Below are 25,227 nucleotides of genomic sequence, written 5' to 3'. Positions count from 1 at the left end.
GGCCCCGGCGGCGGGCCGGGGCGGGGTGAACGGATCAGGCGGCACGGATGCCGCTGTGGCGCAGCAGGGGCTCGACGCTGGGTTCGCGGCCGCGGAAGGCGCGGAACAGCTCCGCGGCATCCCGGGCGCCGCCCGCCTCGAGGATTTCGGTGCGGAAGCGCCGCCCGGTCTCGGGGTCGAAGATGCCTGCCTCCTCGAAGGCGCTCCAGGCGTCGGCGGAGAGCACCTCGGCCCACTTGTAGCTGTAGTAGCCCGCCGCGTAGCCGCCGGCGAAGATATGGCCGAAGCCGTTCTGGAAGCGGTTGAAGTCGGCCCGGGGCACCACCGAGACGGTGTCTCGCACCTCGTCCAGCAGGGCCTGGATCTCGGCGGCGGAGGGGGCCTTCAGCTCGTGGTGCAGGCGCAGGTCGAAGATCGAGAACTCCAGCTGGCGCACCATGCCCATGGCCGACTGGAAGTTCCGGGCGGCCTGCAGCCTGTCGAGCAGCTCGCCGGGCAGCGGCTCGCCGCTGTCGACGTGGCCGGCGATCAGGTCGAGCCCGTCGCGCTCCCAGCAGAAGTTCTCCATGAACTGGCTGGGCAGCTCCACCGCGTCCCAGGCCACGCCGTTGATGCCGGAGATGTCGGCGATGGTCTGCCGGGTCAGCATGTGGTGCAGGCCGTGGCCGAACTCGTGGAACAGGGTGGTGACCTCGTCATGGGTCAGCAGCGCCGGGCGGTCGCCCACCGGACGGGTGAAGTTGCAGGTCAGGTAGGCCACCGGCAGCTGCAGGGCCTCGCCCTCCAGGCGGCGGACCCGGCACTCGTCCATCCAGGCGCCGCCGCGCTTGCCCTCCCGGGCATAGAGGTCCAGGTAGAAGCCGGCGATGGGCGCGCCGTGCTCCATGATGCGGAAGAAGCGCACGTCGGGGTGATAGCGCGGGGCCTCGCGGTCCTCCTCGAAGGTGACGCCGAAGAGCCGCTCCACCACCCGGAACAGGCCCTCCACCACCCGGGGCGCCGGGAAGTAGGGGCGCAGCTGCTCCTGGGAGATGGCGTGGCGCGCCTCGCGCATCTTCTCGCTGGCGTAGCCCACGTCCCAGGGGGCCAGCTCGCTCATGCCCAGTTCGTCGCGGGCGAAGGCCTCGAGCTCGGCGAACTCCTCCCGGGCCTGGGGCACGGCGCGGCGCGCCAGGTCCTCGAGGAAGTCGAGCGCCTGGCGCGGGGACTCGGCCATCTTGGTGGTCAGGGAGTAGTCGGCGTAGGTGGCGAAGCCGAGCAGCTCGGCGAGCTCGTGGCGCAGGGCCAGGGTCTCCACCATGACCGGCGCATTGTCGTGCTCGCCGGCATGGGGCCCCTGGTCGGAGGCGCGGGTGACGAAGGCGGTATAGACCTCGCGGCGCAGCTCGCGATCCTCGGCATAGGAGACCACCGGGTAGAAGCTGGGGAAGTCCAGGGTGATGCGGTAGCCGGGCTGGCCCTTGGCCTCGGCGTTGGCCCTCAGGGCGGCCAGGGCGCTCTCGGGCAGGCCGGCCAGGCGGGCCTCGTCGGCCAGGTCCAGGTGCCAGGCCTGGGTGGCATCCAGCAGCTGGTTGGAGAAGGTGTTGCCGAGCTCGGAGAGGCGCGCCTTGATCTCGCCGTAGCGGCGCTTCTGCTCGGGGGGTAGGTCGACCCCGGCCAGGCGGAAGTCGCGCAGGGTGTTGTCCACGGCGCGGCGCTGGGCGTCATCCAGTTCGGCCCAGGCGGGGCCCTCCCTGAGGGCCTGCCAGGCCTGGAAGAGCCCCTCGTGCTGGCCCAGCCAGGTGCTGTACTCGGAGAGCTTGCCCAGGCAGGCCTGGTAGGCTTCGCGCAGCTCGGGGCTGTTCATGGTGCCGTTGAGGTGGGAGACCGGCGACCAGGCCCGCGAGAGCTCGTCGTTGAGGGACTCCAGCGGGGCGGCCAGGCTCGCCCAGCTGGGCGGCGCCTGGTGGGCCTGCTCGACCAGCGCCTCGATGGCGCGGCGGTTGCGCTCGAGCAGCTCCTCCATGGCGGGAACCACGTGCTCGGGGCGGATCTCGGCGAACGGGGGAAGCTCATGGGGGTCGAGCAGTGGGTTGCGGGACATGCGCACCTCGAGTCGTGACGGGAATGGCATCTTAGATGCGGGCGGCGGGCCGTGGTTTCAACGCCACGGTCGCCGGCGAATCGTTTGGCCGACGCGGGTCGGCCTGCTAGGCTTGCCGCCTTCGTGACGGCCCGCGGGCCAGGCCAAGAGGGCAGGAGAGCGGTGATGAACGAGACGCTGGAGCGCTGGAGCACGCGGCGCGCCTTCATACTGGCGGTGACCGGTGCCGCCGTGGGGTTGGGCAACATCTGGCGCTTCCCCTATATCACCGGCGAGAACGGCGGTGCCGCCTTCCTGCTGCTCTACGTGGCCTTCGTGCTGCTGCTGGGGCTGCCGGTGATGATGGCCGAGATCATGATCGGCCGCGCCGGTCGCCGCAGCCCGGTGCAGTCGCTGGGCCACCTGGCCGCCGACGCCGGGGCCAGCCGGCACTGGCGCTGGCTGGGCCTGTTCGGCGCCTTCACGGTGTTCTGCATCCTCTCCTTCTACTCCGTGGTCTCGGGCTGGTCCATCGAGTTTCTGGTCACCTCCATCAACGGAGGCTTCGTGGGGGCCACCCCCGCGGAGATCGGCGCCGGCTTCGAGGCCTTCCTCGCCGACCCGCGGCGCATGACCTTCAATCATACCCTCTTCCTGGCCATGACCATGCTGGTGGTGGCCGCCGGCGTGGCCAAGGGGCTGGAGCGGCTCAACAACCTGCTGATGCCGATGCTCTACCTGCTGCTGGTGCTGCTGGCCGGCTATGCCGCCACCACCGAGGGCTTCGTCCCGGCGCTGGCGTGGCTGTTCATGCCGGACGTCTCGGCGGTGACCCCGCTGGTGGTGATGCATGCCATGGGCCACGCCTTCTTCACCCTGGCGGTGGGTGCCTGTGCGCTGATGGCCTACGGCGCCTACATGCCGGACCACCAGAGCCTGCCGCGGGCCGCCGGCGCCGTGGCGGTGCTCGACGTCACCGTGGCGCTGCTGGCCGGCATCGCCATCTTCTCGGTGGTGTTCGCCCAGGGCATGGACCCGGGGGAGGGGCCGGGGCTGATGTTCGTCACCCTGCCCATCGCCTTCGCCCAGCTGCCCTGGGGGGCGCTGTGGCTGAGCGTCTTCTTCCTGCTGCTGCTGCTGGCCACCTGGACCTCGTCGATCAACCTGGCCGAGCCCATGGTCGCCACCCTCCAGGGCATCGGCCTCAAGCGCGGCCATGCGTCGGCCGCGGTGGGCGTGGCCGTGTGGCTGGTGGGCCTGCTCACGGTACTCTCCTTCTCGAGCCTGGCGGAGTGGCGGCCGCTGTTCGGCATGAACGCCTTCGAGCTGGTCAGCACCATCCCGCCGGAAATCTTCCTGCCCCTGGGGGGGCTGCTGATCGCCATCTTCGCCGCCTGGGTGATGCCAGAGTCGGCGGCCCGGGGGGCGCTGGGCGTCGGCCCCGGCGGCTTCGCCCTGTGGCGCGGCCTGGTGCGCTGGGTCGCCATCCCGCTGACGCTGGTAGTATTGGTGGCCGGCCTGGTCTGAACCGACGGGTCTGAACCCACAAGAGGAAGCGACGATGAGCGAGACGACGGCGATCCGCGCCTGGCAGGGCACGACTCCCACCCTGGGCGAGCGGGTCTACATCGACCCCGCCAGCCTGGTGCTGGGCGACGTGGTGCTGGGCGACGACAGCTCGGTGTGGCCCATGGCGGTGGTGCGTGGCGACATGCACCGTATCCGCATCGGCGCCCGCGTAAGCGTGCAGGACGGCTGCGTGCTACACATCACCCACGCCAGCGACTTCAACCCCGGCGGCTTCCCGCTGACCATCGGCGACGACGTCACCATCGGCCACAAGGCGATCCTCCACGGCGCGACACTGGGCAGCCGCATCCTGGTGGGCATGGGTGCCATCGTGATGGACGGCGCCGTGGTCGAGGACGAGGTGATCATCGCCGCCGGCGCGGTGGTGACCCCGGGCAAGCGCCTGGAGAGCGGCCATGTCTACGCCGGCAACCCGGCTCGGGCGCTGCGCCCGCTCAAGGAGAAGGAGCGCGCCTTCTTCCCCTATACCGCCGGCAACTACGTCAGGCTCAAGGACGAGTATCTCGCCGCCCGGGAGGGCTGAGCCCCGCCCGCCATGACGGCTCCCGGTTGGCCACGCCGCAGCGGGCCTTGAAACCGGCACCGGGCATCCCTACCTCACCTCCTGCGGCGCCTTCGCGGGGGTCGCCCGCGGCTGTCTTGCCGTCGGAATGCTTGCTGAAACTGGTCACGGAAACACAGGAGGTGATTGGATGTCAGTCAAGACGTCTGACCGTACGCTGCAAGAAACCGTTACCCATCGCACCGTGGTGGACTCGCCGGATCCCCAGAGCCGCGTGAGGAGCGCGCCGCGCCCGGGGGAGGACCCCTACCCGACCCGCCTCTCGGAGCCGCTGGACATGCCATGGCTCAATCGCCGCGAGGCGGTGGTCAAGGGGCGCGCCGATGACGGCCCGCTGAGCCAGGCGCAACTCGACGCGTTCGACCGGCAGGGCTTCCTCTTCGAGCCTGGCTTCATCGGCGGCGAGGAGCTCGACGCCCTGCGCCGGGAGCTTGCCGCGCTGCTGGAGCGCGATGACTTCCGGGGGCGCGACTTCTCCATCACCGAGCCATCCGGCAACGAGATCCGCTCGCTGTTCGCGGTGCACTTCCTCTCCGAGCGGCTCGGCCGGCTGGCTCGGGACGCACGCCTGGTGGGCCGCGCCCGCCAGATCCTCGGCGGCGAGCCCTACGTGCACCAGTCGCGGATCAACTACAAGCCCGGCTTCGAGGGCAAGGGCTTCAACTGGCACTCCGACTTCGAGACCTGGCACGCCGAAGATGGCATGCCCGCCATGCATGCGGTGAGCGCCTCCCTCGTGCTCACCGACAACCACCACTTCAACGGTCCGCTGATGCTGGTGCCCGGCTCCCATCGGGTGTTCGTGCCCTGCCTGGGCGAGACGCCGGACGACAACCACCGGCAGTCGCTGAAGGCGCAGGAGCTCGGCGTGCCGGGCCGCGAGGCGCTCGCCGCCCTGGTGGCGCGCCACGGCATCGAGGCACCCACCGGGGCCGCCGGGGGCCTGCTGCTGTTCGACTGCAACGTGCTGCACGGCTCCAATGCCAACATGTCCCCGGATCCGCGCAGCAACGTGTTCTTCGTCTACAATCGTCGCGACAACCGCTGTCAGGCTCCCTTCGCGGCCCGACGCCGCCGGCCGGGCTTCCTGGCGCATGATCCCGACGAGGCCTGGTCGCCGGAGGGGTGAGGCAACCCGTCCGGCCCGCGGAGGTGGTACCGGGCGCCGGGTGCGGTAGACTGTGGGGCTTGTCGCCGCGAGGCGGCACGCATAACGAGAAGGAGAAGACCCGCCATGCGCTTTGTTCCACGTTTTACCGATGGCCAGGAGTTTCCCCACGCGCTAGGCAAGATCGTCTGTGTCGGCCGCAACTATGCCGATCATGCCCGGGAACTGGACAATCCGGTGCCCAGCGAGCCGCTGCTGTTCATCAAGCCGGCGACCAGCGCCGTTCCCCTGGAGGAGCCTCTGGACGCGCCCTTCTCGCGGGGCGAGGTTCACTACGAGACCGAGCTGGCGCTGCTGATCGGCGAGGAGCTTTCCCACGCCACCGCCGACGAGGCCGAACGCGCCGTGGTGGGCATCGGCCTGGGGCTGGACTTGACCCTGCGGGACCTGCAGACCCGCCTGAAGGAGAAGGGGCACCCCTGGGAGATCGCCAAGGCCTTCGACGGGGCCTGTCCGCTCTCCGCCTTCCTGCCGCTCTCCCAGGTGCCCAACTGGAGCGCCCTGGCCTTCACCCTGGAGATCGACGGGGAGCTGCGCCAGCACGGCGAGGGGGCGGACATGCTGTTCCCGGTGGCGACCCTGGTGGCGGAGATGAGCCGTCACTTCACCCTGCAGCCGGGCGACGTGGTGCTCACCGGCACCCCGGCCGGCGTCGGACCGCTGCCCCGCGGCGCCGAGCTGCACTTCACCCTGACCGGCGGCCTGGAGTTCACCACCCGCGTGGCGGAGTAGGGATTCGCTGTTTCTTGCCTCGAGTAGCACCGCTCGGGGCTTTCCCGGCGACAGAACTGCGAGGGGGCGCTGTGAACCCTTCCTTGGGCGCTACCGACGCCCTGCTTCGCTCTCGCGTCCCGCTCCGCTTGCAGGTCCGGTGCTGGCCATCCATGGCCAGCCCGTTCGGAGCAATGCTCCTCACCCCTAGCGTAGGACCCCCTCTTCGTTCTGTCCCCGGCGCCCTCTCATGGCGATCAAGCTGAGCGCTTATTCCAGGTAGGTGTACCCGGCGATGCCCTCGGAGAGGTCGTCGAGGAAGCGCTGCTGCTCCTGCTCGTCGAGGCCGCTGCCGGCCAGCTGCTCGGCCAGGTTGTTGCGCAGCACCTCGGCATCGAAGTTCACGTAGCCCAGCACGTCGGCGACCCGGTCGCCCTGCTGCACGTGGCTGATCACCCAGCTACCGTTATCGTCCAGGGCGGCGTCCACCGAGTCGGTGTCGCCAAACAGGTTGTGCAGGTCGCCGAGGATCTCCTGGTAGGCGCCCACCAGGAAGAAGCCCAGCAGCTTCTCCTCGCCCTCCTGCCACTCGGGCAGGGGCAGGGTGGTCTCGACGCCCTGGCCGTCCACATAGCCGTCGATGCGGCCGTCGGAGTCGCAGGTGATGTCCTGGATGACTCCGCGGCGCTCGGGCTCGCGGTCGAGGCCGGCCAGCGGCAGCACCGGGAAGATCTGCTGGATGCCCCAGACATCGGGCACCGACTGGAACAGCGAGAAGTTGACGAACAGCTTGTCGGCGAGCTTCTCGGCCAGCTCGTCGGAGATCTCGCGATGGGCCCGGTTGCGGGTATCCAGGCGCGAGCGCAGGCGGGCGCAGGCGGCGAAGTAGACGGCCTCGCCCTCGGCGCGGGCGTTGATGTCGGTCATGCCGATCACGAAGCGCTCGTGGAGCTCGCCCATGGCCTGCACCAGGTCGTGCCAGGCCTCGACCAGGCCCCGCGGCTCCACCTGGGCATGCAGCAGGTCATGGACCCGCCACAGCTCGTCCACCTGGGGGTCGCCCTCGACCCGCCGCTCCGGTGCCTGCTCGCTGACCCGTTCCTCGCCGATCACGTTGGTGATCAGCACCGCGTGGTGGGCGGTCAGGGCGCGGCCCGACTCGCTGATCAGGTGCGGTTCGGGTAGCCCCTGCTCCTGGCAGGCCTGGCGGAAGGCGTAGACCACGTTGCGGGCGTACTCGAGCATCGAGTAGTTGGCGGAGCAGAAGCTGCGCGAGCGGGTGCCTTCGTAGTCGACGCCGAGGCCCCCGCCCACGTCCACGGTGTCCACCGGGGCGCCCAGCTCCACCAGGCTCTGGTAGAAACGCGCGCACTCGCGCAGACCGCCCTGGATGTCGCGGATGTTGGCGATCTGGGAGCCCAGGTGAAAGTGCACCAGCTGCAGGCTGGCCAGGGCATCGGCCTCGCGCAGCTGGTCCACCACCGTCAGGATCTGGCTGGCGGTGAGGCCGAACTTGGACTTCTCCCCGCCGGTGTTCTGCCAGCGGCCCCGGCCCACGGTGGCCAGGCGGGCGCGCAGGCCGATCCGCGGCCTGACGCCGATGCGCTCGGCCTCCTCCAGGATCAGCGGCAGCTCGGAGAGCTTCTCCACCACCAGGTAGACCCGGTGGCCGAGCTTCTCGCCCATCAATGCCAGGCGCACGTACTCGCGATCCTTGTACCCGTTGCAGACGATCAGCGAGGGGCCGTCCCCGGAGAGGGCCAGCACGGCGAGCAGCTCCGGCTTGCTGCCGGCCTCCAGGCCGACGCGGCCGCGGCCACGCTCCTGGGTGGCGAGGATCTCCTCGACCACCCGGCGCTGCTGGTTGACCTTGATCGGGTAGACGGCGGTGTAGCCGCCGCCGAAGGCCTCCTCCTGCATGGCGGTATCGAAGGCGGCGCACAGCTGCTCGACCCGGTCGTGGAGGATGTCGGTGAAGCGCACCAGCACCGGCAGGCGCAGGCCGGCGCGCTTGAGCTCGGCGACCAGCTCGTCCAGTGGCAGGGCCGGGCCCTCGGCCTCGCTGCCCAGGGGGCGCACCAGGGCATGCCCCGAGTCGTCCACGTCGTAGTAGCCGCTGCCCCACTGGTCGATATTCCAGACGCGGCGTGCGCGCTTCGCCGGGCTGCCGGCACTGGCCATGGCGAGACTCATGCATTCACCTCGGGTAGGGGCAGCGCGCCGTGTTCCAGGCGCGCCAGCAGGATGGAGCGGAACTGCTCGGGGTCATGGGGCGTCAGGTCGTGGGCCGGCGGGTCCACGTAGACCACCAGCAGCCGCGAGAGCCAGTAGCGCAGCGCGGTCATGCGCAGCATCATCGGCCAGGCGTCGCGCTCGGCGGCGGTGAGCGGCCGGCGGGCCTGGTAGGCACCGAGCAGGGCGTCGTGGCGCTCGGCATTCAACCGGCCGTCGGGCTCGGTGGCCCAGTCGTTGATGACGATGGCCAGGTCGAACAGCAGGTCGCCCGTGCAGCCGTTGTAGAAGTCGATCAGCCCGCCCAGGCGGTCGCCCTCGAACAGGGTGTTGTCGCGGAACAGGTCGCCGTGCAGGGCGCCCTGAGGCAGCGCCGGGGCATCGCCGAAGAAGCCCTGGTAGGTCTCCACCTCGTCCTTCATCAGCGTCTGGTCTTCCGGCGAGAGGTAGACCAGCACCTTGTGGTGCATGGGCAGCAGCCAGTGGAGGTCGCGCGGGTTGGGGCGGTGGCCGGGGAAGCGCTGCGAGACCTTGTGCATATGGCCCAAGGCGTCGCCCAGGGCCCGGCACTGGGCCAGGTTGGGATTCCTGGGGTGCCGGCCCGGCAGCCGCGGGAAGAGCAGTGCCGGCTTGCCGGCCAGGCTGTGCAGCGCCACGCCGTCGCGGTCGTGCAGGGGCCCCGGCACCGGGAGGCGGTGCTCATCCAGGTAGTCGAGCAGGTCGACGAAGAACGGCAGCTCCTCGTGCTCACCCTGCTCGAACAGCGTCAGCACCAGCTCGCGCCGGTCGGTGGTGACGAAGAAGGTGCTGTTCTCGGTGCCGGCGGGCACGCCTTCCAGGGAGACCAGCGAGCCGGCATCGAACTGTGCCAGGAAGTCCGCGACCTGGGTCTCGGTAAGCGGTGTGAATACGGCCATGTGTCTCTCACCCGGGAATGCCAAGCCGCCTATTGTAGCGACTTGGCCGAGTGATGCACGCGTCCCGACCCTGTTAAAGCCCCTGATCAGAACGTCCGCAGGATCCACTGGGGCACGGCGATGCGGTCGCCCTCCTGGCGCTCGAAGTTGCCGTCGCCGTCATGGTCCACCAGGTAGTAGGAGGGGCCGCGGGAGGGGCGGATCTCGATGGCGTAGAGCTCGCCGTTGATGCGGTACTCGCGGATGGTGCGATCCTCCTCCTGGCGGATGGTGATATCCGGCTCCAGCTCGGCGGAGGACTGGGCCAGGGCGGGCCCGGTGGCGACCAGGGTGAGTCCCATCAGCAGGGCGATAAGGGTGCGTGTCACGATCATGGTGGCCTCCTGGCTGCCGGTGGCAGGGGCGAGGGGAGATACCCGCAGTGTAAGGCGCACGGCGCACGCTGCCCACCACCCGCGGCAAAACGCGGCCGCAATGCGTATCATGGATGACCAGAATCACGATCCCCTGCACCTGCCGGGTGCACCGACCCAATGGATGCCGATACATGGCCGACACGCCCATCGTTCTCGTCGACGGTTCTTCCTACCTCTACCGCGCCTTCCACGCCCTGCCGCCGCTGACCACCTCCTCGGGGCAGCCCACCGGCGCCATCAAGGGCGTGCTCAACATGCTCAAGCGGCTGATCAAGGACTATCCGGACAGTCCCATGGCGGTGGTCTTCGACGCCCCGGGAAAGACCTTCCGCGACGAGCTGTTCGAGCAGTACAAGGCCCATCGCCCGCCGATGCCCGACGACCTGCGCTCCCAGGTGGCGCCGCTGCATGCCTGCGTCAGGGCGCTGGGCCTGCCGCTGCTCTGCATCGACGGGGTGGAGGCCGACGACGTCATCGGCACCCTGGCCCGCCAGGCCACCGAGGCCGGCCGCGACGCGGTGATCTCCACCGGCGACAAGGACATGGCCCAGCTGGTCAATGCGCACATCACCCTGGTCAACACCATGAAGGATGAGACCCTGGACGTGGCCGGCGTGAAGGCGAAGTTCGGCCTGGAGCCTGCGCTGATCATCGACTTCCTGGCGCTGATGGGCGACAAGGTCGACAACATCCCCGGGGTGCCCGGCGTGGGCGAGAAGACCGCGCTGGGCCTGCTGCAGGGCGTGGGCGGTGGCCTGGATGCCATCTATGCGGATCTGGAGAAGATCAAGGAACTCGACTTCCGCGGTGCCAAGACGCTGCCGAAGAAGCTCGAGGAGCACCGCGACCAGGCGTTCCTCTCCTACCAGCTGGCCACCATCAAGACGGACTGCGAGTTGCCGGTGGGCCTCGACGACCTGGACATCGCTCACCCTGACCGCGAGGCGCTCCTCGAGCTCTACCGCGAGTTCGAGTTCAAGGCCTGGCTCGCCGAGCTGCTGGAGGGCAGCGACGTCGGGGTGGATGACGTGACCGGTGGCAGCGCGACCCCGGCCGATGCCGACGCGCCCCCTGGCAGCGCTCCTCGCGAGGACCAGGTGATTCTCGAGCAGGCCGAGCTGGACGCCTGGCTCGAGCGCCTGAGGGCGGCCGAGGCCTTCTGCTTCGACCTGGAGACCACCAGCCTGAACTACATGGAGGCCGAGATCGTCGGGGTGGGGCTGGCGCTTCAGGCGGGAGAGGCGGCCTACATCCCGCTGGCCCACGACTACCTGGACGCCCCCGCGCAGCTCGACCGCGATGCCGTGCTGGCCGCCCTCAAGCCGCTGCTGGAGGACGCCGGGAAGACCAAGATCGGTCAGAACCTCAAGTACGACATCTCGGTGCTGGCGAGCCAGGGCATCGTGGTGGCGGGGCCCCTGGAGGACACCATGCTGGAGTCCTACGTGCTCGACTCCACCGCCACCCGCCACGACATGGACTCCCTGGCGCTCAAGTACCTGGGGGAGAAGACCGTCTCCTTCGAGGAGATCGCCGGCAAGGGCGCCAAGCAGCTCACCTTCAACCAGATCGCCCTGGAGCAGGCGGCTCCCTATGCCTGCGAGGACGTCGACATCACCCTGCGCCTGCACGGCGAGCTGCGCCCGCGCCTCACGGCCACCGGGCGCCTGGCCGAGGTGCTGGAGACGATCGAGCTGCCGCTGGTGCCGGTGCTGTCGCGCATGGAGCGCACCGGCGTGGCGCTGGACCCCGAGCGGCTGCATACCCAGAGCCGCGAGCTCGAGGGGCGCATCCGTGAGCTGGAGGCCCGTGCCCACGAGTTGGCCGGGCGCGAGTTCAACCTGGGCTCGCCCAAGCAGCTCGGCCAGATCCTCTTCGAGGAGCAGAAGATTCCGGTGATCAAGAAGACCCCCAAGGGGGCCCCCTCCACCGCCGAGGCCGTGCTCGAGGAGCTGGCGCTGGACTACCCGCTGCCCAAGGTGATCATGGAGCACCGCGGCCTGGCCAAGCTCAAGTCCACCTACACCGACAAGCTGCCGCGGCTGGTGAACAAGGCAACCGGCAGGCTGCACACCAGCTATCACCAGGCGGTCACCGCCACCGGGCGGCTCTCCTCCAGCGACCCCAACCTGCAGAACATCCCGATCAGGACCGAGGAGGGGCGCAAGATCCGCCAGGCCTTCATCGCCCGGCCCGGCTACCGCATCGTCGCCGCCGACTACTCCCAGATCGAGCTGCGCATCATGGCGCACCTCTCCGAGGACAGGGGGCTGCTCGAGGCCTTCGCCGAGGGGCGCGATATCCATGCCGCCACCGCCGCGGAGGTGTTCGGGGTGCCCCTGGAGAAGGTCTCGGGCGACCAGCGGCGCAGCGCCAAGGCGATCAACTTCGGGCTGATCTACGGCATGAGCGCCTGGGGCCTGGGTCGCCAGCTGCATATCGAGCGCAACCAGGCCCAGACCTGGATCGAGCGCTACTTCGACCGCTACCCCGGGGTGGCCCGCTACATGGAGCGCATCCGTACCCAGGCGGCAGAGGACGGCTTCGTCGAGACGGTGTTCGGCCGGCGCCTCTACCTGCCGGAGATCCACTCCCAGAACCGCGCCCGCCGCCAGGGCGCCGAGCGCACGGCGATCAACGCTCCCATGCAGGGCACCGCGGCGGACATCATCAAGCGGGCGATGATCGACGTGGACGCCTGGTTGGCGGCCGGCGAGATGGACGCCTGGATGGTGATGCAGGTCCACGACGAACTGGTGTTCGAGGTGGCCGAGGGGCAGGTGGAGCGCTTCATCGAGCAGGTGAAGGGGCGCATGCAGGCCGCCGCGTCGCTCAGCGTGCCGCTGATCGTCGAGGCGGAGAGTGGGGCGAACTGGGACGAGGCCCACTGATACAAATAACGGGCCCGATAATCGGCCAGCGTGGCATCGGTGTGACGTCAATATGTAGGAGGGCAGCTCCGCTGCGCGACTGGCGCCGACAGGGGCCCGGTGGAGCCATTGAAGGTGCTGCAGTCTCCGCCAGGAGGCCTTCGGCCTCCCGTCGCGATGCGGAGCCTCCCTCCTACACGGAAGAGCCCGCCACGGAGTGATGAACCAAATAAAGAAACGCCACCGCGGCTGCGGTGGCGTTTCGGGTTGGGGCGGGGGCCGGAAGGCTCAGCGCCAGCCGGCGCGATCGAAGATGCGAATCGCCTCGGGGTTGTTCTCGCCCAGGATGCTGATGTTGAGGTCGTCCTTCTTGAAGTCGCCCCAGGACTCCAGCACCGGGTTCTTCTTGACGCCCTCGACCGCCGGGAACTCGTAGTTGCCGTTGGCAAAGATCTCCTGGGCGGTATCGGAGGCCAGGAACTCCAGGAAGCGCACGGCGTTGTCGCGGTTCGGCGCGCCCTCGACTACGCCGGCCCCGCCGACGTTGATGTGGGTGCCGCGGCCGTCCTGATTGGGGAAGATCACGCCGACCCGCCGGGCGGCCTCGCGATCGGCCTCGCTGTCCGAGTGCAGCAGGCGAACATAGTAGTAGTGGTTGGCCAGCGCGAGGTTGCACTCGCCGCTGGCCACGGCCTTGATCTGGTCGGTGTCGCCGCCTTCGGGGTCGCGTGCCAGGTTGGCCACGACCCCCTGGGCCCACTCCTCGGCCCCCTCGGCCCCATGGTGCTCGATCAGAGAGGCCATCAGGGACTGGTTGTAGATATTGTTGGAGGAGCGGATGCAGACCTGGCCCTCGAGCTCGGGATCGGCAAGGTCCTCGTAGCTGGCGACCCGGCTCGGATCGAAGTCCTCGCGATCATAGAAGATGACCCGCGCCCGCTGGCTGAAGCCGAACCACAGCCCCTCCGGGTGGCGCATGGACGACGGCAGGCGCTCGTCCAGCACCGCTGACTCGACCCCCTGGAAGATGCCGTCCTGCTCGGCGCGCCAGAGGTTGCCGGCGTCCACGGTGATCATCACGTCGGCCGGGCTGGCCACGCCCTCGCGCTTGATCCGCTCGATCAGCTGGGCGGAGTCGCCTTCCAGGAGGTTGACCTCGATGCCGGTCTCTTCGGTGAAGGCCTGATAGAGCGCCTCGTCGGAATCGTAGTGACGTGCCGAATAGACATTGAGCGAATCGGCGCTCGCTGCGGTGGCGAAGGCGGAGCCGGCCAGGGCAACGGCCAGCGGGGCGGCAAAACGAACAGGCTTCATCATCGGGACCTCGTGTGCCTCAGGAATGGGAATGATAATGCGTTGCATTAACTCGTGGCCATTGAACCCTCTCCGCCGAGAGCCGTCAAGCCCGGAGAGGCCGGATTCTTGCGCTGGCGCAGGGAACGATCGAAATGCGAGTGTCTTTCAAACGCATTAACACTTGGGATCGGTTATGATAGGGCCATGTTGTCCGGCACGATGTCGAGAACGCCCATGAAGCACAATCTCATGCAAGCCTCCGGGCCCCGTGAACTGGCGCTGTCGATGGCAGGGATCCACCATGCCTTCGGCAAGCGCGACGTGGTCAAGGGAGTCGACCTGGAAGTGGCCCCGGGCGAGGTAGTCTGCCTGCTGGGGCCGTCCGGCTGCGGCAAGACCACCCTGCTGCGGATCGCGGCCGGCCTGGAGCCCCTGCAGCAGGGGCGAGTGGTCCTGGACGGGCAGGAGGTCGCACGGCCCGGCGGGAACACCCTGCCCCCAGAGAAACGCAGCGTCGGCCTGGCCTTCCAGGACTCGGCCCTGTTTCCCCACCTGTCGGTGCTGGAGAACGTCACCTTCGGCCTCAAGCGCCTGCCCGGCCGCGAGCGCCGCCGTCGGGCCCTGGCGCTGCTCGAGCAGCTGGGCATGGCGGCCCATGCCGACAGCTACCCGCACATGCTCTCCGGCGGACAGCAGCAGCGCGTGGCCCTGGCCCGTGCCCTGGCGCCGGAGCCGCAGCTGATGCTGCTCGACGAGCCCTTCTCCAGCCTCGATGCGCGCCTTCGCGACCAGATCCGTGACGACACCCTCCACGTGCTCAAGAAGGTGGGGGCCGCCACGCTGCTGGTGACCCACGATCCGGAAGAGGCGATGTTCATGGCCGACCGCATCGCGCTGATGTGCGATGGCCGAATCATCCAGATGGGCACGCCGCGCGAGCTCTACTGCACGCCCAATGACCCCTTCGTGGTGTCGTTCTTCGGCGAGGTGAACGAGCTCTCGGGCGTGGTTCGCGACGGCGTCATCAGCACGCCGGTGGGCAATGTCGAGGCCGGCTGGCTGGCCGATGGCTGCGAGGCGAGGGTGATGGTGCGTCCGGAAGCCCTGCAGGTCGCGGTACTGGATGCGCCGCGGGAGTCGCACCGGTACAGCCATGTCGTCATGGCCAAGCTGCTGGGGCGCACCAGCCTGCTGCACATCTGCGCCCATGGGCCCGACGGGGAAGAGGCCCACGTCCACGCCCGCATGCCCGGTGTCTTCCTGCCTGCAGAGGGACAGCCGGTGACGCTGCGGCTGGACCCCTCCCAGGTATTCGTCTTCCCCTCAATTGCTGCTGCCGGGCCGGGAGCGGCGCATCGCCAGGCTGAGCAGGATCACCGGGACTATGCCTACGACGACGATGGCCAGTGACGCCGTGGAGGCCTCGGCGAGCCGCTCGTCGGCCGCCAGGCTGTGAGCCCTCACCGCTAGCGTATCGAAGTTGAAGGGGCGCAGGATGATGGTCGCCGGCAGCTCCTTCATCACGTCCACGAACACCAGGATACAGGCCGCCAGCAGGCTGCCCCGCATGATCGGCGTATGCACGCGTCGCAGCGTGCCGGTGGCGGTCTGCCCCAGGGTGCGTGCCGCGGCATCCATGCTCGGCGTGACCTTGCCCAGGCTTGCCTCCACGGCATTGAACGAGACGGCCAGGAAGCGGACCACGTAGGCGTAGATCAGGATGAACGCCGAGCCGCTGAAGATCAGGCCGATCACCTCTCCGCCGTGCTCCAGTAGCCAGGTATTGATGGTGTTGTCGAGCCAGGCGAAGGGGATCAGGATGCCCACCGCCACCACCGAGCCCGGAATCGCATAGCCCATCGCCGCGATGCGGGCGGCGGTGCTGGTCAGCCGGGTGTCGTTGAGGCGCACCCCATAGCTCAGCACGACGGCCAGGGCCACCGCGACCAGCGAGGCGACGGTGGCCAGCACCAGGCTGTTGCGGGCGTAGGTCAGGAAGCGGGTGCCGAACAGGGCGTCGCCCTGCTCGATGGCCAGCTGGGTGAGGATGCCGCTGGGGATCAGGAAGCCGCCCAGGATCGGCAGCAGGCAGGCCAGGAAGGCGCCGGCGGCACGCCAGCCCCCCAGGTGGAACTCGGGCAGCTGCTGGTAGCGGCTGGAGGTGTGGAAGTAGCGCCGCTTGCCCCGCGACCAGCGTTCCAGCAGCACCAGCGCGATGACGAAGGCCAGCAGGCAGGCCGCCAGCTGGGCGGCGGCGACCTGCTCCCCGAGCCCGAACCAGGTGCGATAGATGCCGGTGGTGAAGGTGTCCACGCCGAAGTACTGGACCGCCCCGAACTCGTTGAGCGTCTCCATCAGCACCAGCGACACGCCGCCGATCAGCGCCGGCCGTGCCAGGGGGATCGCCACGCTGCCGAACAGCCGCCAGGGGCCCCGCCCCAGGGAGCGGCCCACGTCGAGCATGCAGACCGACTGCTCCATGAAGGAGGCGCGGGCCAGCAGGTAGACATAGGGATAGAGCACCAGGGTGATCAGCGTCGCGGCCCCGCCCAGGGAGCGGATGGCGGGAAACCAGTAGTCGCCGTGGCTCCAGCCGAAGAGCTCGCGCAGCCAGCTCTGCAGCGGGCCGGAGAACTGCAGGAAGTCGGTGTAGGCATAGGCGATCACATAGGTGGGCACGGCCAGCGGCAGCAGCAGCGCCCACTCGAACAGCCGGCGCCCGGGGAAGCGGCACATCACCACCAGCCAGGCGGTGCCGGTCCCGATCACCAGGGTGCCGATCCCCACCGTGATGACAAGGAAGAGGGTGTTGGCCAGGTAGCGCGGCAGGACGGTGCTGGCCAGGTGCTGCCAGACGCCGCCCGTCGGCATGACGATGTGCGCCATGATGGAGAGGATCGGCAGCGCCACGATCAGGGCAATCCCGAGCAGGAGTATCGTCCAGGGGGGCAGGTGGGGGATCAGCCGGCGCTTCGCGGCGGGCAGGCCGCCACTGCTGGATCTAGACAAGCGGGTGACTCCTTGCAGAGCAGTTGCAAATGAGTTGCGTTGACGGTGGGGAATAGTATCAGGTGCGCCGAGCGGCTGCAGCCGCGTTCGGCTGACGGGCGTCAATGCAAAGCGCCCGCCGTGTCGTCACGGCGGGCGCTCTGTGGCGGGAGGGACTAGCCTCAGCCCAGCAGCATCGCCGGCAGGCCGGTGACCAGTGCCGGGAAGAAGGCCATCAGCACGCAGGCCAGCACGATCAGCGCCACGAAGGGTAGCACCGCCTTGTAGAGGTCGACGATCTCGATTCCCGGTGGCGCCACGCCCTTCATGTAGAACAGCGCATAGCCGAACGGCGGGGTCAGGAAGGAGGTCTGCAGCACCACCGCCACCATCACCACGAACCACAGCACGTCGACACCCATGTCGGCGACGATCGGCAGCATGATCGGGAAGCTCAGCAGCACGATGCCGGTCCAGTCCAGGAACATGCCCAGGATGAACACCAGGAACAGCATGAAGATCAGTGCGCCCACGGTGCCGCCGGGCATGGCCATGACCAGGTCGTTGATCACCGTCATGCCGCCGCCGCGGGAGAAGACCCCGGTGAAGGCGGTGGCGCCGACCAGTACCAGCATCACCATGGTGGTGGTCTTGCCGGCCTCGATCATGGTGCGAAAGCAGGTCGAGACCTTGCGGTCGCCGAAGATCAGGAACAGCAGGAAGGCGATGCCGACGCCGATGGCCGAGGCCTCGGTGGCGGTGGCGATGCCGGTGAACAGCGAGCCCAGCACGCCGAGGATCAGCGACATGGGCGGCAGCACGTACTTGGCCAGCATGATCAGCAGCTGGCCGGTGCTGGTCTCGGCGCGCTCCTCGGCGGGCACCGGCGGCCCGTAGCTGGGCTTCACGAAGCAGATCACCAGCACATAGAGGGCATACATCGCGCCCAGCATCACGCCCGGCACCAGAGCGCCGGCGAACAGCGCACCCACCGAGACCGGCGAGTAGCTGGCCATCAGGATCAGCATGATGCTCGGCGGGATCAGGATGCCCAGGCAGCCGCTGGCCATGATCACCCCGGTGCTGAGCTCCTTGTTGTAGCGGTACTTGAGCATCGGGGCCAGGGCGATCATGCCCATCACCGCGATGGAGGCGCCGACGATGCCGGTGGTGGCGGCGAGCAGCACCGAGACGATGACCACGGTGAGCGCCAGGCCGCCGCGCAGGTTGGCCATCAGCAGGCGCATCGCCTCGAACATCTTCTCGGTGACCCCCGAGTCGTTGAGGAAGCGCGCCATCAGCACGAAGAGCGGAATGGCCACCAGGACGTAGTTGTCCATGGCGTTGCCGTAGATGTTGTTGATGATGGTGCCGAGCACGCGCTCGCCGGGGCCCAGGTAGGCGCCGATGACGGCCACGCCGCCCAGCACGAAGGCCAGTGGATGGCCCATGAACAGGCCGATCAGCAGCCCGCCGAACATCACCAGGGTGAGCAGTTCGGGACTCAGGTTCATGCGGTTTTCTCCTCCCGCAGCTGCTGGATGGCACGGATGACGATGGCGACGGCCTGGAGCAGGATCAGCACGGCCGCCACCACGATCACCCCCTTGATGGGGTAGACCGGGATCGACACCACCCCGTAGGTGGTCTCGCCGCGGCTCCAGGAGCGCATGAAGAAGCTCCAGCCCAGGGTCAGCATCATCCAGATGAAGGGCACGAAGAAGATCAGGTAGCCGAGAATCTCCAGCGCCGCCTGCTTGCGGCGCGAGAGCAGGCGCTTGAGCACGTCGACCTCGACATGGGCATGATGGCGCAGGCCGTAGGCGGCCATCAGCATGAAGTGGGCGCCGAACAGCATCTTGGTGATGTCGAAGGCCCAGTCGCTGGGTCGGCCGGCGAAGAAGCGCAGGCCGATGTCATAGAGGACGATCAGCGTGATCACGGCGATCAGCGGCGCGATGAGCCGGCCGAGCGCCTCGTTGAGCGTGTCGATCGCCTTGGCAATCGCATTCATGGGAACGGTCTCCGACGTCGGAACGCAGGCCGCCCCGGTGCGAACACCGGGGCGGCGGCAGGGGCCTTACAGGCAGGCTTCGATCTCTTCCAGAGACGGCAGGTTGTCCATGGTGCGGCTCATGTTGAACGGCGCGGAGATGTCACGCCAGTTCGCGTAGTGCTCCAGGTAGCTGATCATGGAGTGATAGACCTTGGCATGCATCGGGTCCTCGCAGGCGCCGCGCAGGATCACCTCGTTGGTGATGTCCTGGATGCGCGCCAGCTCCTCCTCGGAGAGCTGGTTGATCTGCACGCCGGCCTCCTGGAACTTGATGGTGCCCTCGGTGGACTGGCGCTCGGACCAGGCCAGCGACCAGGTCATGGTCGCCTCGGCGGCGATCTTCAGCTTCTCCTGGGTCTCCTCGGAGAGGGCGTCCCAGGCGTCCTTGTTGATCATCACGCCGAACACGCTGGCGGACTGGTGCCAGCCGGGTACCGACCAGTGCTCGACCACCTCAGCGAAGCCGGCGTTGTAGTCGACGCCCGGGGTGGAGAACTCGCCGGCGTCGATCACGCCGCGCTCGATGGCCTGGTAGATCTCGCCGCCGGCCAGGGTGACCTGGGAGCCGCCCAGCTCCTCGAGCACGCGGCCCTGGTCACGGCCGGAGAGACGCAGGCGCTTGCCTTCCAGGTCGGCCAGGCTCTCGATGGGCGTGCGGCCCATGAAGCCTGACTCGTTGTTGGTGATGCCGTAGGGCAGGTAGACCATGTTGTAGTCGCCGTAGACCTCCTGGTAGAGGTCGAAGCCGCCCCACTGGTTGATCCAGTTGAGATAGTCGATGCCGTTGAACAGGCTGGTGGTGGTGGCCAGCGGGGAGAAGGCCGGGCTGCGGCCGGCCCAGTAGCCGGGCCAGTCGCCGGCGGCCTCGATGCTGCCGGTCTCGGTGGCGTCGAAGACCTCGGTGCCGGGCATCAGGGTGCCGCCGGCGCGGAACTCGATCTGCAGCTCGTCGCCGGCCAGCTTGTTGACCAGCTCGGCCCAGTGGCGGTCGATCTGGATCAGGTCCAGGTTGTCCGGCCAGGTGGTGGTCATGGTCCAGCGTTCCTGGGCCTGGGCCGTGCCGGAGAGGGCGGCCAGGGCCACACCGGCGGCCAGGCCGGTGAGGGCAAACTTGGTCATCTTCTTCATGCTGTGCTCCCTTGGGGATTGTTGCTGTTCGTGTAGAGAAGACGGCGTGCCGATGCCGCCCCGGATGAAGGACGTGTCGGGGCGGGGTCACCTGCCGGGGGTGCTTGACCGCCTGGGCAGGCGGGGCGACAGCATCAAAGCTAGCACGCGCCCACTGTCACAATCGATAGCTTGCCAAGTACACTGGCAGGAGGGGGTGAATCGCCACCAAGGCCTGTCCTGGCGGGTCGGTATTGTCTTTACTTTCAATCTCTTAACATATTTTTTCTTGCGGTGGTCAAGCGGGCGGCAGGGCAGTGGCTGCGTTGAATGGGAGGGGGTGTGCGACTAAAGTTGATGACCCCGGGGTCGGCCCCCCATGGCTGAGCCCGTGGACCGGGCCGTCGAGGCGCTGCTCGGGCATGCCGGCGGCCTGTCGGCCCGTCGCTGGCGCGGTCTGGTGTGGCTCACCGGCGGTGCCGATGCCTGCCGGCACGCCGCCCTGGCGCTGTGGCAGGCCGGTGGCTGGCAGGCCCCGCTCTGGGTGTCCCCGAACGTCCCGTCGGGGCTGGCCGAGGGGGACTGCCTGACCCCGGGCAGGGCGCGTACCCGACTGGGTGGCGAGCAGGACCTGCTGGTGGTCGATGCGGTCTCCCGGGGAGCCGGCTTCGACCCCGATGCCTTCGGCGCCCTGGCGGGCACGCTGCGGGCCGGCGGCCTGCTGGTGCTGATGACCCCACCCGACTGGGGCGCACGCCCCGACGCCGACTACGCCCGCCTGGCCGAGTACCCCTGGCGCCCCGAGCAGCTGACCTGCCGCTATCTGGCGCGGCTGGCCAGGCACCTGGCGGCGGCCCCCGAGGTGATCCACTGGCCGGTCGATCGGCCACCGCGACTACCGACCCTCTCCGCCCCGTCCTGCCCCGCGCCCGTCCGGCCCGACGATCCCGACTGCCTGACCGCCGACCAGGCCGAGGCGGTGGCGCGCCTGATGCACCTGCGCCGTCGCCGCCCGCTGGTGCTCACCGCCGACCGCGGCCGGGGCAAGAGTGCGGCGCTGGGCATCGCCTGTGCGCGGCTGCTGGCGGCAGGCGAGAGGGAGATCCTCGTCACCGCGCCCCGTCCGGCGGCGGTCGCCACGCTGTTCGAGCGGCTCGCGGCGCTCTGCCCCGCCGGGCAGCGCCGCGGGCAGGCGTTCGTGCTGGGGGACCGGCGGGTGCGCTTCGTCGCCCCCGATGAACTGGTCCGGCTGGCCCGGGCGGGGGAGGCCGGGGGCGCCGGCGCCCGGCTGCTGGTGGACGAGGCGGCGGCGATTCCTGCGGCGCTGCTCGGCGAGTGGCTCGACGCCTTCCCGCGGATCGCCTTCGCCACCACGCTGCACGGCTACGAGGGCTCGGGGCGTGGCTTTGCGGTGCGCTTCCGCGAGCGCCTGGCGTGTCGGACCCCCGACTGGCAGGGCTGGCACCTGCGCGAGCCGATCCGCTGGGCGCCGGACGACCCCCTGGAGCCGCTGGTCGACCGCCTGCTGCTGCTCGACGCCGAGCCGGCCCCGGTCGGGTCGTCGGCGGCGCCGGCCTGGCGGCGAGTGCCGCCCGCCGAGCTGGCCGGTGACGAGGCCCGGCTGCGCACCCTGTTCGGCCTGCTGGTGCAGGCCCACTACCGCACCACCCCCGCCGACCTGCGCCGCCTGCTCGACGGTCCCGGGGTGGAACTCGGCGTCCTGGAGGTCGACGGGCAGCCCGCGGGGGTGCTGGTCGCCGGCGCCGAGGGCGGCTTTCCGGACGAGCTGGCCGAGCGGGTGGCCCGCGGCGAACGCCGCCCCCGCGGCCACCTGATGGCCCAGTCGCTGGCCGCCCACGCCGGCAGCCGCGGGGCGCTGACCGGGCGGCTACGGCGAGTGGTGCGCATCGCCGTGGCGGCCGAGCATCGCCGGGAAGGGCTGGGGCGTCGGCTAATCGAGGCCGAGGCCGAGGAGGCCCGGCGGGGGGGCATCGACCTGCTCGGCGCGAGCTTCGGCGCCGAGCCGGGGCTGATCGCCTTCTGGCGTTCGCTGGGCTTTCGCGCCGTGCGGCTGGGGCTGACCCGGGAGACCGCCACCGGCGAGCATGCGCTGATGGTGGCGCGCCCGCTGAGCGAGCGCGGCGAGGGGCTGATGGAGGAACTGGCCACGCGCTTCCAGCGCGGCCTGCCGGGGCTGCTGGCCTTCGAGCTGTGCGACCTGGAGCCCGAGATCGCCGCCGCCCTGCTGGCGGAGGGCGAAGGCCCGGCGCCGGATGCCGCCGACCGCCGCGACCTGGAGGACGTGGCCTACGGGCTGCGCGAGCCGGCCCTGGTCCGCCCGGCGCTGCAGGCGCTGGTGCGCCACGCCCTGGCGCGGGGCGTGGCGGGCGACGACGAATCGCTCTGCCTGCTGGTGGCCTGGGGCTTCCAGGGGGCGAGCACCGAGCGGCTGGCCGCCCGGCTCGGCGTCTCCGGGCGCCGCGAGGTCACCACCCGGCTGCGCCAGGCCGCAGCGGCGATGATAGACGCTGTGGCAGTCGCTCATGGCGAGGGGCGCCGGGGATAAACCGAAGAGGGGGTCCGTGGACCAGGGACGGTCAAGGTAGCCCCCAGGGAGGGGTTCATGGCGCCCCCTCGCAGGTTTGTCGCCGGAATAGCCCCGAGCCATACCATCGCTGCTGCTTCCCCTGTCCGGGCGGGCTGAGTAAGGTAGGCCGGTTATCGCAGAGCAGACACCTCATGAACGAACATCTCGAGCGGCTCGAGCCGCAGCCGCTGTGGCGCCACTTCCGCACCCTGTGCAACACGCCGCGCCCCTCCGGGCACGAGGCGGCGCTGGTGGCGACCCTCGAACGGTGGGCCGACGCCCGGGGCCTGCCCCATGACCGCGACGCCTTCGGCAACCTGCGCCTGCGCAAGCCGGCCACGCCGGGCTGCGAGGCGGCGCCGGGGGTGATCCTCCAGGCCCACCTGGACATGGTGCCCCAGGCCAACGCCGGCTCCGCCCACGACTTCACCCGCGACCCGATCCGCACCCGCATTGGCGACGATGGCTGGCTGCGTGCCACCGATACCACCCTGGGCGCCGACAACGGCCTGGGCGTGGCCGCGGCGCTGGCGATCCTCGAGGACGAGAGCCTGGCGCATGGGCCGCTGGAGGCGCTCTTCACCCTGGAGGAGGAGACCTCCATGGGCGGGGCGCTGAACCTGGCCGAGGGGTGGCTGGCGGGGCAGCTGCTGCTCAACCTGGACTCCGAGGATCGCGGCGAGGTCTATATCGGCTGTGCCGGCGGCGCCGACGTGGTGGTGGAGGCCCAGCTGCCCACCGCCCCCATGACCGAAGACGAGGTGGCGCTGCGCCTCTCGCTCACCGGCCTCAAGGGCGGTCACTCGGGCATGGATATCCACAAGGGGCTGGGCAACGCCAACCGGCTGCTGGTGCGGGTGCTGCGCGCCCTGGAGGGCTGCGAGGTGCGCCTGGTGGACTACCGGGGGGGCACGCTGCGCAACGCCCTGCCGCGGGAGGCCTTCGCCACCCTGGCCCTGCCGGCCGACCGGCGTGAGGCGGTGGCGGAGCGGGTCGCCGCCCTGGAGGCGGAGCTTCGTGCCGAGCTGGCCGGCGTGGACGACGGCCTGGCGCTGGCGGTCTCGGCCCCGGAGACGACGGTCGGCGAGGCGCTCACCGCCCAGGCCAGCCACCTGCTGGTGGCGGCGCTGCACGCGGCGCCCTGCGGGGTGGAGCGGATGAGCAGCGAGGTGCCCGGGGTGGTGGAGACCTCCAACAACCTGGGCGTGGTCGGCCTGGAGGCGGGCCGCTTCCACCTCTGCGCCCTGGTGCGCTCGCTGCGCGACAGCGCCACCGCCGACCTGGCCGACCGCTTTGCCGCGCTCTTCGACCTGATCGGCGCTCGGGTGCGGGTGGAGAACGCCTACCCGGGCTGGACGCCCCGGACGGACAGCGAGCTGCTGGCGCGCTTCTGCCGCCTGCATCGCGAGCGGCTGGGCAGCGAGCCGGCGGTCAAGGTGATCCATGCGGGGCTGGAGTGCGGGATCCTCGGCGGCAAGTACCCGCACCTGGAGATGATCTCCTTCGGCCCGCTGATCCGTGGCGCCCACTCCCCCGACGAGCGGGCGGAGATCGCCTCGGTGGGGGAGTTCTGGACGCTGCTGCGGGCCCTGGTCGAGGACCTGGCCCGCCCGTCTCAGTGATTGACCTGGATGCGTACCGCCGGGTAGCCGCCCACGGTCACCAGCGGGATGTCGGTGCTGCGGCGATGGTAGCGGCGAGAGTCCCGGCGGGGTTCGCGGTAGCGGGGCGGTGACGAGTAGTAGTGGTGCTCCACCATGCGGCTCGGCGTGCGGTGGCGGTGCTTGCTGCGCTTCGCCGCCTTGTGGCGCTTCTGATAGTGGTGTCGTCCGCGGTCGGCGCGGCGGTCATGGTGGTGGTAGTGGTGGTGTACCTGGGGCTGGTAGCCGCCGTGGCGGGGGCGATCCGCCATGGCCGGCAGGCTCATGGCCAGCGCCAGGGTGGCCATCAGGGTGGCCAGCAGCAGTCGGTTCATGGTCTCTCCTCCCTGTTCGTTCGGGGCGATCACTCGTCCCTGCGTACTGGGGGAAGTCTATCGCTCCCGGCGGCATGCCGTGGCCCGCGCGGCCCCGTTCCCGATTCTCTTCATAATGTCGGAGGGGTGACCGCAAACGACGACACCGCCCGTGGGCGGTGTCGTGGCAACGGCAGCCGGCGTTGCGCCGGTTGGACCCCGGGCAGGCTCAGCCCAGGTAGGCGCCCAGCATCCAGACGGTCTTCTCCTGCTCGCGGATATAGTCGCCGGCCTGGGCGGCGGTGCCCTCGTCGTCGGCGTCGGAGGCCAGCGAGAGGATCTCGCGCTGCAGTTCGATCAGGGTCTGGTAGCCCTTCAGCACGCCGCGCACGCAGGCCTCGCCGTCGGTGACGTTCTTGTCCTCGGCGATGCCCGACATGGTCACGTAGTCGCTGTAGGCGTGCACCGGCTGGTGCCCCAGGGTCAGGATCCGCTCGGCCACCTCGTCCACCTTGGTCAGCAGGTCGGTGTAGAGCTCCTCGAACTTCTCGTGCAGCTGGAAGAACTGGGGCCCCTTCACGTTCCAGTGGTAGCCACGCACGTTCATGTAGAAGATCTGGTAGTTGGCCAGCAGCTCGTTGAGCTTCTCGGCCAGCTGGCTGGCGCTGCCCTCGTGCAGGCCGATGGTGTTGGTGTTGCTCATGCGGATGC

The 25,227-nt window shown here is 69.6% G+C and carries 19 protein-coding genes; 8 read left to right on the top strand and 11 right to left on the bottom strand.

The genetic code is table 11. The features are described from left to right. Nucleotides 1–34 precede the first annotated feature (34 nt). A complete protein-coding gene (prlC, locus tag NFC98_RS16445; RefSeq protein ID WP_254275977.1) occupies nt 35–2,083 on the bottom strand; it encodes an oligopeptidase A in 2,049 nt (682 codons plus the stop codon). 165 nt (nt 2,084–2,248) lie between these two features. On the opposite strand from prlC, the gene NFC98_RS16440 reads away from it, so the two are divergent. From NFC98_RS16440 to NFC98_RS16425, 4 genes are all read left to right on the top strand, one after another. Beyond that, complete coding sequence (locus tag NFC98_RS16440) at nt 2,249–3,589, top strand: sodium-dependent transporter (protein WP_254275976.1); 1,341 nt, start codon at nt 2,249–2,251, stop codon at nt 3,587–3,589. A gap of 34 nt (nt 3,590–3,623) precedes the next feature. Beyond that, nucleotides 3,624–4,175, top strand: coding sequence for a gamma carbonic anhydrase family protein (locus NFC98_RS16435; RefSeq protein WP_254275975.1), 552 nt, complete (start codon nt 3,624–3,626; stop codon nt 4,173–4,175). A gap of 169 nt (nt 4,176–4,344) precedes the next feature. Then, nucleotides 4,345–5,343 carry an ectoine hydroxylase gene (thpD, locus tag NFC98_RS16430; protein WP_254275974.1) on the top strand — a complete coding sequence of 333 codons (999 nt, stop codon included), beginning with the start codon at nt 4,345–4,347 and terminating at the stop codon, nt 5,341–5,343. A 105-nt stretch (nt 5,344–5,448) separates the two neighbouring features. Further along, on the top strand, nt 5,449–6,114 hold the full coding sequence (locus tag NFC98_RS16425) for a fumarylacetoacetate hydrolase family protein (protein ID WP_254275973.1): 666 nt from the start codon (nt 5,449–5,451) through the stop codon (nt 6,112–6,114). A gap of 249 nt (nt 6,115–6,363) precedes the next feature. Here the strand turns inward: NFC98_RS16425 and speA are convergent, their stop codons facing one another. From speA to NFC98_RS16410, 3 genes are all read right to left on the bottom strand, one after another. Then, complete coding sequence (speA, locus tag NFC98_RS16420; RefSeq protein ID WP_254275972.1) at nt 6,364–8,286, bottom strand: biosynthetic arginine decarboxylase; 1,923 nt, start codon at nt 8,284–8,286, stop codon at nt 6,364–6,366. Next, the gene (locus tag NFC98_RS16415) at nt 8,283–9,242 is read right to left on the bottom strand and encodes a homoserine kinase (protein ID WP_254275971.1); all 960 of its coding nucleotides are present in this window, start codon (nt 9,240–9,242) and stop codon (nt 8,283–8,285) included. Before NFC98_RS16415 ends, speA begins: the two co-directional genes overlap by 4 nt. An 86-nt stretch (nt 9,243–9,328) precedes the next feature. Next, nucleotides 9,329–9,616 carry a DUF2782 domain-containing protein gene (locus NFC98_RS16410; RefSeq protein ID WP_254275970.1) on the bottom strand — a complete coding sequence of 96 codons (288 nt, stop codon included), beginning with the start codon at nt 9,614–9,616 and terminating at the stop codon, nt 9,329–9,331. Nucleotides 9,617–9,789: 173 nt separating this feature from the next. On the opposite strand from NFC98_RS16410, the gene polA reads away from it, so the two are divergent. Next, on the top strand, nt 9,790–12,549 hold the full coding sequence (polA, locus tag NFC98_RS16405) for a DNA polymerase I (RefSeq protein ID WP_254275969.1): 2,760 nt from the start codon (nt 9,790–9,792) through the stop codon (nt 12,547–12,549). A 267-nt stretch (nt 12,550–12,816) separates the two neighbouring features. On the opposite strand, the gene NFC98_RS16400 is transcribed toward polA, so the two are convergent. After that, entirely contained in the window at nt 12,817–13,842 is a 1,026-nt protein-coding gene (locus tag NFC98_RS16400; RefSeq protein WP_254277867.1) for a Fe(3+) ABC transporter substrate-binding protein, read from the bottom strand. Nucleotides 13,843–14,058: 216 nt separating this feature from the next. Here NFC98_RS16400 and NFC98_RS16395 point away from each other — a divergent pair, with 216 nt between their 5' ends. Then, nucleotides 14,059–15,234 carry an ABC transporter ATP-binding protein gene (locus NFC98_RS16395; RefSeq protein WP_254275968.1) on the top strand — a complete coding sequence of 392 codons (1,176 nt, stop codon included), beginning with the start codon at nt 14,059–14,061 and terminating at the stop codon, nt 15,232–15,234. On the opposite strand, the gene NFC98_RS16390 is transcribed toward NFC98_RS16395, so the two are convergent. From NFC98_RS16390 to dctP, 4 genes are all read right to left on the bottom strand, one after another. Next, nucleotides 15,148–16,710 carry an iron ABC transporter permease gene (locus tag NFC98_RS16390; RefSeq protein ID WP_254277866.1) on the bottom strand — a complete coding sequence of 521 codons (1,563 nt, stop codon included), beginning with the start codon at nt 16,708–16,710 and terminating at the stop codon, nt 15,148–15,150. The genes NFC98_RS16395 and NFC98_RS16390 overlap by 87 nt on opposite strands. A 284-nt stretch (nt 16,711–16,994) precedes the next feature. Continuing rightward, on the bottom strand, nt 16,995–18,326 hold the full coding sequence (locus NFC98_RS16385) for a TRAP transporter large permease subunit (RefSeq protein ID WP_254275967.1): 1,332 nt from the start codon (nt 18,324–18,326) through the stop codon (nt 16,995–16,997). Continuing rightward, a complete protein-coding gene (locus tag NFC98_RS16380; RefSeq protein ID WP_254275966.1) occupies nt 18,323–18,826 on the bottom strand; it encodes a TRAP transporter small permease subunit in 504 nt (167 codons plus the stop codon). Before NFC98_RS16380 ends, NFC98_RS16385 begins: the two co-directional genes overlap by 4 nt. 66 nt (nt 18,827–18,892) lie before the next feature. Beyond that, nucleotides 18,893–19,996, bottom strand: coding sequence for a TRAP transporter substrate-binding protein DctP (gene dctP, locus NFC98_RS16375; RefSeq protein WP_254275965.1), 1,104 nt, complete (start codon nt 19,994–19,996; stop codon nt 18,893–18,895). Between the two features lie 358 nt (nt 19,997–20,354). On the opposite strand from dctP, the gene NFC98_RS16370 reads away from it, so the two are divergent. Both NFC98_RS16370 and NFC98_RS16365 read left to right on the top strand, forming a co-directional pair. Continuing rightward, nucleotides 20,355–22,541 (top strand): tRNA(Met) cytidine acetyltransferase TmcA, encoded by a 2,187-nt coding sequence (locus NFC98_RS16370; RefSeq protein WP_254275964.1) that lies wholly within the window; start codon nt 20,355–20,357, stop codon nt 22,539–22,541. A gap of 173 nt (nt 22,542–22,714) precedes the next feature. After that, on the top strand, nt 22,715–24,184 hold the full coding sequence (locus NFC98_RS16365) for an aminoacyl-histidine dipeptidase (RefSeq protein WP_254275963.1): 1,470 nt from the start codon (nt 22,715–22,717) through the stop codon (nt 24,182–24,184). Here NFC98_RS16365 and NFC98_RS16360 read toward each other — a convergent pair. Then, nucleotides 24,178–24,537, bottom strand: coding sequence for a hypothetical protein (locus tag NFC98_RS16360; RefSeq protein ID WP_254275962.1), 360 nt, complete (start codon nt 24,535–24,537; stop codon nt 24,178–24,180). The genes NFC98_RS16365 and NFC98_RS16360 overlap by 7 nt on opposite strands. 208 nt (nt 24,538–24,745) lie before the next feature. Then, nucleotides 24,746–25,219, bottom strand: a complete 474-nt coding sequence (locus tag NFC98_RS16355; RefSeq protein WP_254275961.1) for a Dps family protein — start codon at nt 25,217–25,219, stop codon at nt 24,746–24,748. Nucleotides 25,220–25,227 lie beyond the last annotated feature (8 nt).

Source organism: Halomonas sp. 3H, assembly GCF_024206005.1.
GTDB lineage: Bacteria > Pseudomonadota > Gammaproteobacteria > Pseudomonadales > Halomonadaceae > Halomonas > Halomonas campaniensis.
Note: the sequence above shows the minus strand (reverse complement) of the source record. Positions and strands in the feature narration are given on the sequence as shown.

What these genes read in the sequence shown, in the direction of transcription:
- NFC98_RS16355 (WP_254275961.1), bottom strand. Translation starts at nt 25,219, where the DNA reads ATGAGCAACACCAACACCATCGGCCTGCACGAGGGCAGCGCCAGCCAG.
- NFC98_RS16370 (WP_254275964.1), top strand. Translation starts at nt 20,355, where the DNA reads ATGGCTGAGCCCGTGGACCGGGCCGTCGAGGCGCTGCTCGGGCATGCC.
- polA (WP_254275969.1), top strand. Translation starts at nt 9,790, where the DNA reads ATGGCCGACACGCCCATCGTTCTCGTCGACGGTTCTTCCTACCTCTAC.
- NFC98_RS16425 (WP_254275973.1), top strand. Translation starts at nt 5,449, where the DNA reads ATGCGCTTTGTTCCACGTTTTACCGATGGCCAGGAGTTTCCCCACGCG.
- NFC98_RS16390 (WP_254277866.1), bottom strand. Translation starts at nt 16,710, where the DNA reads ATGGCGCACATCGTCATGCCGACGGGCGGCGTCTGGCAGCACCTGGCC.
- NFC98_RS16440 (WP_254275976.1), top strand. Translation starts at nt 2,249, where the DNA reads ATGAACGAGACGCTGGAGCGCTGGAGCACGCGGCGCGCCTTCATACTG.
- speA (WP_254275972.1), bottom strand. Translation starts at nt 8,286, where the DNA reads ATGAGTCTCGCCATGGCCAGTGCCGGCAGCCCGGCGAAGCGCGCACGC.
- NFC98_RS16400 (WP_254277867.1), bottom strand. Translation starts at nt 13,842, where the DNA reads ATGAAGCCTGTTCGTTTTGCCGCCCCGCTGGCCGTTGCCCTGGCCGGC.
- NFC98_RS16435 (WP_254275975.1), top strand. Translation starts at nt 3,624, where the DNA reads ATGAGCGAGACGACGGCGATCCGCGCCTGGCAGGGCACGACTCCCACC.
- NFC98_RS16360 (WP_254275962.1), bottom strand. Translation starts at nt 24,537, where the DNA reads ATGAACCGACTGCTGCTGGCCACCCTGATGGCCACCCTGGCGCTGGCC.
- NFC98_RS16365 (WP_254275963.1), top strand. Translation starts at nt 22,715, where the DNA reads ATGAACGAACATCTCGAGCGGCTCGAGCCGCAGCCGCTGTGGCGCCAC.
- NFC98_RS16385 (WP_254275967.1), bottom strand. Translation starts at nt 18,326, where the DNA reads ATGAACCTGAGTCCCGAACTGCTCACCCTGGTGATGTTCGGCGGGCTG.
- NFC98_RS16380 (WP_254275966.1), bottom strand. Translation starts at nt 18,826, where the DNA reads ATGAATGCGATTGCCAAGGCGATCGACACGCTCAACGAGGCGCTCGGC.
- NFC98_RS16410 (WP_254275970.1), bottom strand. Translation starts at nt 9,616, where the DNA reads ATGATCGTGACACGCACCCTTATCGCCCTGCTGATGGGACTCACCCTG.
- prlC (WP_254275977.1), bottom strand. Translation starts at nt 2,083, where the DNA reads ATGTCCCGCAACCCACTGCTCGACCCCCATGAGCTTCCCCCGTTCGCC.
- thpD (WP_254275974.1), top strand. Translation starts at nt 4,345, where the DNA reads ATGTCAGTCAAGACGTCTGACCGTACGCTGCAAGAAACCGTTACCCAT.
- NFC98_RS16395 (WP_254275968.1), top strand. Translation starts at nt 14,059, where the DNA reads ATGAAGCACAATCTCATGCAAGCCTCCGGGCCCCGTGAACTGGCGCTG.
- NFC98_RS16415 (WP_254275971.1), bottom strand. Translation starts at nt 9,242, where the DNA reads ATGGCCGTATTCACACCGCTTACCGAGACCCAGGTCGCGGACTTCCTG.
- dctP (WP_254275965.1), bottom strand. Translation starts at nt 19,996, where the DNA reads ATGAAGAAGATGACCAAGTTTGCCCTCACCGGCCTGGCCGCCGGTGTG.